We start from the raw sequence: 9,906 nt of genomic DNA, 5'->3' as shown, positions 1-9,906 counted from the left end.
GCTGCACGTTGTGGGCGGCCTGGCCGATACGCTGGTGGATGAGCCGGTTGCAGCGGTAATAGGCGGGCAGGTCCAGCCGGGCATGGCTGGCCATCATTTCGTAGGTCAACGCGCGGATCTCGGCGATCTCGGCCTCGGTGGCGCGTTCGCAGGCCAGCCGGCACGACATCGCTTCGAGCCCGCCGATCACCTCGAAGGCTTCGCGGATGCTGGTTTCCGACAGGACCGCCACCTGCGCGCCCCGGTTGGGCGCCATCTGCACCAGCCCCTCGGCCGCCAGCACCCGGAACGCCTCGCGCAGCGGCGTGCGCGACACGCCCAGCAGGTCGCCCAGCGCGCGCTCGTTCAGGCGCGCGCCGGGGCGGAATTCGCCCTGGATGATGCGTTCGCGAAGCTGCTCCGCCACCGTGCCCGGCAGCGTGCCGCTGGCCACGGGCCGGACCGCCCGGGGGGCCTCGGGCTGCGCCGCCAGCACGGAGTCGGAGTAGGGGTTGCTGCTCATGGTATACAAAAGTGGCTATCTTTTTTCGCCACTATAAATCAGCAGTCCCATGCCTCATCATGGGTGAATACCCTCAATTTCCTTGATAAAGCAATGAGATAAAGTGAGGCCTGTATTGTCGAGGCGCAATGCAGGTGCCATCCGGAATCGTGGCCGGGTCGGGCTCTCGTGCGCGCTTTCCATTTTGGTATACCAAAAAACACCAAGAGGCCACGCATGTTTACCCTGGATCGCCATCCGTCCGGCCGACACTTCCTGCAGATTCCCGGGCCCACCAACGTGCCCGACCGCGTGCTGCGCGCGATCGACCGGCCGACCATCGATCACCGGGGGCCCGAGTTCGGCGACCTGGGCCGCGCCGTGCTGTCGGACATCAAGCAGGTGTTCCAGACCGAGGCGCCGGTCGTGATCTACCCCTCGTCCGGCACGGGCGCCTGGGAAGCCGCGCTGGTGAATACGCTGTCGCCGGGGGATCGGGTGCTGATGGTCGAGACGGGCCATTTCTCGGGCCTGTGGTGCCGCCTGGCGGGCCGCCTGGGCCTGGAGGTCGAGCTGATCGAGGGCGACTGGCGCCATGGCGCGGACCCCGCGCGGGTGCGGGCCAGCCTCGAGGCCGACGCGGCCCGGCGCATCCGGGCCGTTTGCGTGGTGCACAACGAGACCGCCACCGGCGTGGTCAGCGACATCGCCGCCATGCGCGCCGCGCTGGATGCCGCCGGCCATCCCGCCCTGCTGATGGTGGATGCGATTTCTTCGCTGGGGGCGATCGACTACCGCCACGACGAATGGGGCGTGGACGTGACCGTGGCGGGCTCGCAGAAGGGCCTGATGCTGCCGCCGGGGCTGTCGTTCAACGCCATCGGCCCGCGCGCGCTGGCCGCCGCCGACACGGCGCGCCTGCCGCGTTCGTACTGGGACTGGCGCGAGATGCTGGGCCCCAACCGCAACGGCTATTTCCCGTATACCCCGGCCACCAACCTGCTGTATGGCCTGCACGAGGCGCTGTCGATGCTGCGCGAGGAAGGGCTGCCGAGCGTGTTTGCGCGGCACCGTCGCCATGCCGCGGCCACGCGCGCCGCCGTGGCGGCCTGGGGGCTGGAGCTCGTCTGCCTGGCGCCGCAAGGCCATAGTCCGGCGTTGACGGCGGTGTTGATGCCAGGGCGGCAGGGCGCCGACGCGCTGCGCCGAACCATCCTGGAACGCTACGACATGTCGCTGGGGCAGGGCCTGGGCCGCCTGGCCGATCAGGCGTTCCGCATCGGCCACCTGGGCCATTTCAACGACCTGACGCTGTGTGGCACCCTGGCCGGCGTCGAGATGGGCCTGGCCGCGGCCGGCGTGCCGCACCAGCCGGGCGGCGTGCAGGCCGCCATGGCGCGGCTGGCCAGCGAGCCGGCGCCCGCCGCCTTTTATTGAATCTTCCCCTGACGAACCGCGGCCAGCATAGGAGCCCGCCATGAACGACACGCTGATGCAGCAAGCCATAGACTTCGCCAATGCCCACGAGAGCACCTGGGACCGCAGCGTCGATGGCGTATGGGGGGTGCATCAGCAGGACCCGCCGCCCTGGAACCGCCTGCTGGGACCGGTGCACGACCGCGGCCCCGTGTCGGGCGTGGTGGTGGTGGATGGCAAGACGGTGGCGTCCTGGGGCGAGCCCCGCCGCGCCGACCTGACCTTCAGCGTGGCCAAGCTGTACCTGGCCATCCTGGCCGGCGTGGCGCACGACAGCGGCCTGTTGCCCGACGTGGACGAACCCGTTGGCCGGCGCGTGCCCGGCATCGGTTTCGACGACGGCCGCAACGCCGAGATCACCTGGCGCCAACTGCTGCAGCAGACCAGCGAATGGGAGGGCGAGCGCTTCGGCGTATCAGACCAGGCAGACCGCTATCGCGCCGTCACGTTCGGCACGCCGCCCGGCGGCAAGAAGGGCGATGCCCGGCCGCTGCAGCGCCCGGGCACCTATTGGGAATACAACGACGTGCGCATCAACCAGCTGTCGTATGCGCTGTTGCACCTGTTCCGCCGGCCGCTGCCCGAGGTGTTCCGCGAAGCCGTCACGCGCCCGCTGGGCTGCAGCGAGGATTGGAACTGGGTCGGCTACGACAATGCCTGGATCGAACTGGATGGCCGCCGCATGCAATCGGTGCCGGGCGGGTCGCATTGGGGCGGCGGCATGTCGATCAGCAGCGTCGACCAGGCCCTGATCGGCCAGATGCTGCTGGACGAGGGGCGCGCGCGCGACGGCCGGCAGGTACTGTCGGCCGAATGGATCCGGGCGATGCGCACGCCTTGCGAGCTGGCGCCCTATTACGGCTTCCTGATCTGGCTGAATCACCAGGGCAAGGTGTTTCCCAGCCTGCCGGCCTCGAGTTTCTTCGGCGTGGGCGCCGGCAGTTCGTTCACCTGGGTCGAGCCCGAGCGGCGCATGGTGGTGATCGTGCGCTGGCTGAACTCGGCGCATGCCGACGCGCTGTTCGGCCGCATCCTGGCGGCGGTGGACGCGGACCAGGGTTGACCGGCCCCGGGGAGGGGCGGGGTCTGCCGAAGCAGCGGCCGCGCGGCCGCTGCGCGTGGCTGCTATCCTTACGAGATGGCCCCAGGCCGCGGCGCCCGGCGCATGCTCGCGTGCGTAAGGTGCCCGTAAGAGCCTGGCGATACGGTTGCGTGTCGTGAGAGAGCGTGCCCCTGGCCGGTTCTTCGGCCTGGCGGGCAATAAAAACGGCAGCACCAGAATCACACTGATCGGAGACCAACCATGTCCAATGCCATTCAATCCGTCCTGGTCGAGAACCGGGTGTTTCCCCCGCCGGCCTCGGCTGTCGAAGGCGCCGCCATTTCCGGCATGGATGCCTACAACGAGCTCTGCCAGCAGGCCGAGCAGGACTTCGAAGGATTCTGGGCCCGCCTGGCGCGCGAGAACCTGAAGTGGACCAAGCCGTTCACTGAAGTGCTGGACGAGTCCAAGGCGCCGTTCTACCGCTGGTTCGGCGACGGCGAGCTCAACGTCTCGGAGAACTGCCTCGACGTCCAGATCGAGCGCGGCAACGGCGACAAGGTCGCCATCATCTTCGAATCCGACGACGGCAAGATCGACCGGGTCACCTATAGCCAACTGCTGGCGCGCGTGTGCCGCTTCGCCAATGCGCTGAAGGAACTGGGCTACGAGAAGGGCGACCGCGCCATCGTGTACATGCCCATGTCGGTCGAGGCCGTGGTGGCCATGCAGGCCTGCGTGCGCCTGGGCGTCACCCACTCGGTGGTGTTCGGGGGGTTCTCGGCCAAGAGCCTGCAGGAACGCATCGTCGACGTCGGCGCCTCGCTGGTCATCACCGCCGACGAGCAGATGCGCGGCGGCAAGAAGATCCCGCTCAAGCCCGCCGTGGACGAGGCGCTGGCCATGGGCGGCTGCGAGGCGGTGAAGAAAGTGATCGTGTACCGCCGCACCGGCGGCCAGGTGGCCTGGAACGAAGGCCGCGACCTGTGGATGGACGAGATCGAGTCCAGGCAGGCCGATACCTGCGAACCGGTGGTGGTCGACGCCGAACACCCGCTGTTCATCCTGTACACCTCGGGCTCCACCGGCAAGCCCAAGGGCGTGCAGCACGCCTCGGCCGGCTTCCTGCTGTGGTCGCTGCTCACGGTGAAGTGGACCTTCGACGCGCGCCAGGACGACGTCTACTGGTGCACGGCCGACGTGGGCTGGATCACCGGCCACTCGTACATCGCCTACGGCCCGCTGGCCGCCGGCCTGACGCAGGTCATGTTCGAAGGCGTGCCCACCTATCCCGATGCGGGCCGCTTCTGGGACATGATCGCGCGCCACAAGGTCACGGTGTTCTACACCGCACCCACGGCCATCCGCTCGCTCATCAAGGCCGCCGACGCCGCGCCCGGCACGCACCCGCGGAACTACGCGCTGGATTCGCTGCGCATCATCGGCACGGTGGGCGAACCCATCAATCCCGAGGCCTGGATCTGGTACCACAAGAACGTGGGCCGCGAACGCTGCCCCATCGTGGATACCTGGTGGCAGACCGAGACGGGCGGCCACATGATCACGCCGCTGCCGGGCGCCACGCCGCTGAAGCCGGGCTCGTGCACGCTGCCGCTGCCGGGCATCGCCGCCGCCATCGTCGATGAGACCGGCGGCGACGTCGAACAGGGCAACGGCGGCTTCCTGGTGATCAAGCGGCCGTGGCCCTCCATGATCCGCAACATCTGGGGCGACCCCGAGCGTTTCAAGAAAAGCTACTTCCCGCCCGAGCTGCGCGGCTACTACCTGGCGGGCGACGGCGCGCAGCGCGATGCCGACGGCTATTTCTGGATCATGGGCCGCATCGACGACGTGCTGAACGTCTCGGGCCACCGCCTGGGCACCATGGAGATCGAATCGACCCTGGTGGCGCATGAGCTGGTGGCCGAGGCCGCCGTGGTGGGCCGCCCGGACGACACCACCGGCGAAGCCGTGGTGGCCTTCGTGGTGCTCAAGCGCTCGCGTCCCGAGGGCGACGAGGCGCAGGCCATCGCCAAGCAGCTGCGCGACTGGGTCGCCCGCGAGATCGGCCCCATCGCCAAGCCCAAGGACATCCGCTTCGGCGACAACCTGCCCAAGACGCGCTCGGGCAAGATCATGCGCCGCCTGCTGCGCGTGGTGGCCAAGGGCGAGGAAGTCACCCAGGACGTGTCCACGCTCGAGAATCCCGCCATTCTCGAACAACTGTCCAAGCCCCTCTGACCGGCCAGGCCGCCCGAGTCCCTGCGACAGGACCCGGGCGGCGGCCGATGACCGCGGGCCGGCTTGCATGCCGGCCCTTGCTTTTTCCTCTCCCGGAGTCTTGCAGTGAACCCCAGCAGTGCCGGCCGCAGCGGCCTGATCCTGATGCTCGTCACCATCCTGGTGTGGGCGGGCAGCTGGATCGCGATGAAATCGGTGGTTCCCTACATCGGGCCTTTCGACTTCGCGGCGGCGCGTTATCTGGGCGGGGCGGTCGTGCTGTTCGCCGCGGCCCTGGCGCTGCGCCGCCCGCTGGGCGTGCCGTGGCGGCTGACGCTGCTGGTGGGCATGACGCAGAACGCCGCCTTCCAGGGCTTCGTGCAACTGGGGCTGGGGCAGGGCGGCGTGGGGCAGGTGGCGCTGACCACCTACACCATGCCGTTCTGGGTGGTGCTGCTGGGCTGGTGGCTGCTGGCGGACAAGCCCTCGATGCGGCATTGGGCCGGCATCGTGCTGGCCGCGCTGGGCCTGCTGTGGTTCGTGGCGCCCTGGAAGGGCCTGGACGCCGGACTGCTGCCGATCGGCCTGGGCACGGCCGCGGGCTTTTTCTGGGGGCTGGGCACGGTGCTGGCCAAGCGCACCTTCGACAGGCACGCTCCCGATGTGCTGGTGTTTTCCGCCTGGCAGATGCTGATGGGCGGGCTGGCGCTGTTGCCCGCCGCCTTGCTGGTGCCGCAGAAGGCTATCCAATGGAACGCCACGCTGATCGTCGGCATGCTGTATGTCGTGCTGATCGCCACGGCGCTCGGTTACCTGATGTGGATGCTGGTGATCCGGCGCGTGCCGGCGTCCATCGCGGGCCTGTCCGGCCTGGGCGTACCGGTGATGGCCGTGCTGATGGCGTGGGTCTTCCTGGGCGAGCGGCCATCTGCCGACGAGGGCATCGCCATGGCGCTGATCCTGTCCGGCCTGTGGGTCGTCAGCCGCGTGGCCCGGCAGCCGCCCAAGGGCGGTGATACAGTCGCCCGGTGAGCGCCAGCCTCGTGCCGGCCCGTATCCCTTTCCGATTTGCGCCGGCCGGAGCGCCGAGCCGCTTCTTCATCTAGCCGTCCTGGAGCCAGCATGATCGATTTGCGTAGCGATACCGTCACCCGCCCTTCCCCCGCCATGTTGCAGGCCATGGGGCAGGCCGCCGTCGGCGACGACGTGATGGGCGACGATCCCACCGTGCAGCGCCTGCAAGCCGCGGTGGCCGAGCGGGCGGGCAAGGAGGCCGGCCTGTTCTTCCCGTCCGGCACGCAGAGCAACCTGGCCGGCCTGATGGCGCATTGCGGCCGTGGCGACGAATACCTGGTGGGCCAACTGGCCCACACGTACAAATACGAAGGCGGCGGCGCCGCGGTGCTGGGCAGCATCCAGCCGCAGCCGATCGAGCACGTCGCCGACGGCTCGCTGCCGCTGGAAAAGCTGAAGGCCGCCGTCAAGCCGGCGGACGACCCCCACTTCGCGCGCACCCGCCTGCTGGCGCTGGAGAACACCTTCCACGGCAAGGTCATCCCCGCCGGTTACATCAGGCAGGCGACCGACTGGGCGCGCGGCATCGGGCTGGGCGTGCACCTGGACGGCGCGCGCGCCTTCAACGCGGCGGTGGCCAGCGGCGTGCCGGTGCAGGCCATCTGCGAGCCCTTCGACTCGGTGTCGATCTGCTTCTCCAAGGGCCTGGGCGCGCCGGTCGGCTCGGTGCTGGTGGGCAGCAAGGCGCTGCTGGAGCAGGCGCGCCGCTGGCGCAAGGTGCTGGGCGGCGGCATGCGGCAGTCCGGCGTCCTGGCCGCGGCCTGCCTGTACGCGCTGGAGCACAACGTCGAGCGCCTGGCCGAAGACCATGCCAATGCCGAACGCCTTGCGCGCGGCCTGGCGGACATCGACGGCGTGCGCATCGCCGCGCGGGACACCAACATGGTGTTCGCCGAATTCGATCCGGTGAAGTGCAAGTGCCTGACGGAGGCCATGGCCCGGCAGGGCATCCTGATGCGGGCCGTCTACGACGGTCCCACGCGCCTGGTCACGCACCTGGACATCTCGGCGTCGGACGTGGATCGCGTGGTGGCCGCGGTGCGCGAACATGCCGGCCGGCGGCAGGGCGTCGCCGCCTGAGCGCACCCGTTTTCATCGCGCGAGAGCGGCCCGAAGCCACCGGCAAGCAGGTAACAATTCGGTAACCTCCGGTTCATGATGCATGCGTAGGATGCGAGCCTTCCTTGACCTCCTTCGATGCGCCTGACCCTGGGGCGCGTTCTCGAAGTCGTGCGTGTCCTAACCATGTTGATCGCGGTTTTGAGCATGAGCGCCGGCGAGCTGTCGGCGCAGCCGGCCCTCGGACGGGACCCGGCGCCTCGCCCTGGCGCCGTGGCGGACGAGGACGGCCCGGTCCTGGGGCCGATGCTTTTCGATCTGCCCAGCATGCCGTTGGCCATGGCGCTCGCGCGCTACGGCGAACTCACCCGCCGCTCGCTGCTGTACGAGACCCGCTGGGTATCGGGCCGGCATTCCTCGCCGGTGCGGGGCGTGTACCCGCCCGACGAAGCCCTGGCCCGGTTGCTGAGCCAGTCCGGCCTGTCGGCCCGCGTGCTGTCGCCCGAAGCCGTGTCCGTCGCCCCGCAAGCCGGCTCGGGCGCGCGGCGGGGCGCATCCGCCAGCCCGCGCGGCAGCGCCGCGCTGGCGCCACGGGCCTACGACAGCTACCTGCGGCAGCGCATCGCGGTGTCCCTGTGCGGCATGCCGGCCCTGCGCGACGATATGCCGCGCATCGTGTTGCGCCTGGCGGTCGGCGAGGCGCGCCGGGCCGAGTCGCTGCGCGTGAGCATCGAGTCCCGGCCCGCCCTGGAGCCTTCCGTGCGCGCGGCGATCTCCGGGCTCGATCTGGCGCCGCCGCCGCCCGACATGGCCCAGCCCATCCTGATGATGATCCGCCCGGCCGGCGGCGCCTGCGGCAGCCCGGTGGCGCGGCCATGACGCGTCCGAACCGCTTCAAGGGCGACCCTCCCGGCGTCCCGCACGACGGCCTCGCCCCCGCCGGTTCCGGGCAGGGCCGCCTGCAGAAACTGCTGGTCGAACGCTACGAGGCGCTGAAGGCTCAGATCGCCCATCGCCTGGGCGGTTCCGCCGCCGAATCGGCGGGCGATGCGCTGCACGATGCCTACGTGCGGCTGGCTTCGATGGAAAGCCTCGAACACGTGCAGTATCCGCGCACCTATCTCGTCAATGCCGCGGTCAACTCGGTCATCGACCGGCTGCGCGGCGACGTGCGTTTCGCCAGCGAGGAAGAGGTCGATGCCCTGTTCGAGACCGCGGCCGACGAGGCCCCGGGTCCCGACCAGGAACTGATGGACCGCCAGCGCATGCAGCATGCCTTCGCGGCCCTTGAATCCTTGCCGGTACGGCAGCGCGAACTGCTGCTGTCGTATCGCGTGGGCGAGGTCGATACCGAGACGCTGGCCCAGCGTTGGGGCATTTCGCCCGGCATGGTGCGGCGCGAGATCCGGCAGGCGCACAAGGCGTGCGTGGCCGCGCTGCAGAAGATCGATGCGGGAGGGACGGCATGACCCGCGATTCCGCCTTGCGCCGCCAGGCGCACGATTGGGCGCTCAAGCTCAGGACGGGCCGTCCCACCACCGAGGACGTGGCGGCCTTCAAGCGTTGGCGCGACGGCAGTCCGGCGCATGCACAGGCGTGGTCGCAGGCCGTGAAAGACTGGAAGACCGTGGGCGAGACGGCGCAGGTCTTCCGCGCGGCCCATCCCGCCAGCGCCTCGACGCCGGTGCGCCGCGGCCGGCGCATGTTCCTGGGCGCGGGACTGTCCGCCGCGGGGGCGCTGGCGGTGGTCGGGGCGATTCATCCGCCGCTGGGACTCTGGCCCTCGCTGCGGGAGTGGGGCGCGGACTATCGCACGCGCACCGGCGAGCAGCGCACCGTGCGGCTGGGCAGGCAACTGGACCTGGCGCTCAATACCCAGACCAGCGTCGACGTCAGCGAAGCCGGCGGCGTCGCGCGCATCGCCCTGATCTCGGGAGAAGCCGCGATCCTGGCCAACGACGCGCGTTGCGAGGTCGTGGCGGGCGCGGGGCGCGTGACACTGTCCGATGCCGACATCGAGATCCGGCGCCTGTCCCATGCACGCGTGCGCGTGGTGTGCCTGCGCGGGCATGCCGAACTGCACCATGGGGAACACAGCGTGCCGCTGCGGGCGGGCGAGCAGACCGTGTTCAACCGCGAGCGCGCCAGCGCGCCGGGCGCGGCCGCCGAGGGCCAGTCCGCCTGGCGGCAGGGCCGCGTGGTGTTCGACGGCATGCCGCTGTCCGAAGCGGTCGACGAGATCAACCGTTACCGGCCCGGCCGCGTGGTGCTGGCCGACAGCAGCCTGGCGGCCCGGCGCTTCACGGCCAGCTTCAACATCAATGCGCTGGACGAGGCCATCGATGTGCTGCACGAGGTCTATGGCGTCCCCGTGCGGCGCATGGGCGAACTGGTCCTGCTGGGGTAGGCGGCGATGGATCGGCGATTGTCCGATCCGTCCTCATTTTCCATGGCGGCGCGCGCGCCTCGCGGCGTCAGGCCCGTGGCCGGTCCGTCCGCCACCAGGCACGTTTGTCATAAAAAATTCACGCAAAACCGGTTCTCCGGATCGTTG

9 protein-coding genes are annotated in these 9,906 nt (G+C 69.7%); 8 read left to right on the top strand and 1 reads right to left on the bottom strand.

The window, feature by feature from the left end:
* Nucleotides 1–502, bottom strand: a 502-nt coding sequence (locus A6745_RS09950; protein WP_156513346.1) for a GntR family transcriptional regulator, incomplete at its 3' end; no start/stop codon positions are given.
* A 216-nt stretch (nucleotides 503–718) separates the two neighbouring features.
* On the opposite strand from A6745_RS09950, the gene A6745_RS09945 reads away from it, so the two are divergent.
* From A6745_RS09945 to A6745_RS09910, 8 genes are all read left to right on the top strand, one after another.
* Nucleotides 719–1,918 (top strand): pyridoxal-phosphate-dependent aminotransferase family protein, encoded by a 1,200-nt coding sequence (locus A6745_RS09945; protein ID WP_066126436.1) that lies wholly within the window; start codon nucleotides 719–721, stop codon nucleotides 1,916–1,918.
* A 40-nt stretch (nucleotides 1,919–1,958) separates the two neighbouring features.
* Nucleotides 1,959–3,020: a serine hydrolase domain-containing protein gene (locus A6745_RS09940; protein ID WP_066126435.1), complete on the top strand. Its 1,062-nt coding sequence runs from the start codon at nucleotides 1,959–1,961 to the stop codon at nucleotides 3,018–3,020.
* 240 nt (nucleotides 3,021–3,260) lie between these two features.
* Nucleotides 3,261–5,240 carry an acetate--CoA ligase gene (acs, locus tag A6745_RS09935; RefSeq protein ID WP_066126433.1) on the top strand — a complete coding sequence of 660 codons (1,980 nt, stop codon included), beginning with the start codon at nucleotides 3,261–3,263 and terminating at the stop codon, nucleotides 5,238–5,240.
* A 105-nt stretch (nucleotides 5,241–5,345) separates the two neighbouring features.
* Entirely contained in the window at nucleotides 5,346–6,251 is a 906-nt protein-coding gene (locus tag A6745_RS09930) for a DMT family transporter (protein WP_156513345.1), read from the top strand.
* Between the two features lie 90 nt (nucleotides 6,252–6,341).
* Nucleotides 6,342–7,373, top strand: a complete 1,032-nt coding sequence (gene ltaE, locus A6745_RS09925) for a low-specificity L-threonine aldolase (RefSeq protein ID WP_066126432.1) — start codon at nucleotides 6,342–6,344, stop codon at nucleotides 7,371–7,373.
* Nucleotides 7,374–7,559: 186 nt separating this feature from the next.
* Nucleotides 7,560–8,231, top strand: coding sequence for an STN domain-containing protein (locus A6745_RS09920; protein ID WP_156513344.1), 672 nt, complete (start codon nucleotides 7,560–7,562; stop codon nucleotides 8,229–8,231).
* Nucleotides 8,228–8,821: an RNA polymerase sigma factor gene (locus tag A6745_RS09915; protein WP_066126427.1), complete on the top strand. Its 594-nt coding sequence runs from the start codon at nucleotides 8,228–8,230 to the stop codon at nucleotides 8,819–8,821. Before A6745_RS09920 ends, A6745_RS09915 begins: the two co-directional genes overlap by 4 nt.
* Entirely contained in the window at nucleotides 8,818–9,759 is a 942-nt protein-coding gene (locus A6745_RS09910) for a FecR family protein (protein WP_066126423.1), read from the top strand. Before A6745_RS09915 ends, A6745_RS09910 begins: the two co-directional genes overlap by 4 nt.
* Nucleotides 9,760–9,906 lie beyond the last annotated feature (147 nt).

The sequence above is a fragment of the Bordetella ansorpii genome (assembly GCF_900078705.1).
Taxonomy (GTDB): Bacteria; Pseudomonadota; Gammaproteobacteria; order Burkholderiales; family Burkholderiaceae_B; genus Bordetella; species Bordetella ansorpii_A.
The sequence above is the reverse complement of the archived record's forward strand: the minus strand, read 5'-3'. Positions and strand labels throughout refer to the sequence as shown.